The organism is Pedobacter sp. CFBP9032 (assembly GCF_034045265.1).
GTDB lineage: Bacteria > Bacteroidota > Bacteroidia > Sphingobacteriales > Sphingobacteriaceae > Pedobacter.
Window position 1 is genome coordinate 1 of record NZ_JAXCWE010000038.1, and the last position, 427, is coordinate 427.

Below are 427 nucleotides of genomic sequence, written 5' to 3' on the forward strand. Positions count from 1 at the left end.
CGCCTACAAGCGGTCGGAGCCCACAAGTTGGGTGACGGCGTGCCTTTTGCATAATGAGCCTACGAGTTAATGTTACTAGCGAGGTTAAGCACTTCAGGTGCGGAGCCGGAGCGAAAGCGAGTCTGAATAGGGCGCTTAGTTAGTAGTATTAGACGCGAAACCTTGTGATCTACCCATGGGCAGGTTGAAGCTTTGGTAACACAAAGTGGAGGACCGAACCGGTTGACGTTGAAAAGTCTTCGGATGACCTGTGGGTAGGGGTGAAAGGCCAATCAAACTGGGAGATAGCTCGTACTCCCCGAAATGCATTTAGGTGCAGCGTCGTGTATAAGTTTATTAGAGGTAGAGCTACTGATTGGATGCGGGGGAGTCAAATCCTACCAATTCCTGACAAACTCCGAATGCTAATAAATGTTCCACGGCAGTG

1 rRNA gene is annotated in these 427 nt (G+C 49.9%); it reads left to right on the forward strand.

The features are described 5' to 3' along the window. Window positions 1–427 (forward strand): 23S ribosomal RNA (locus tag SOM16_RS23055); the annotation flags it as partial.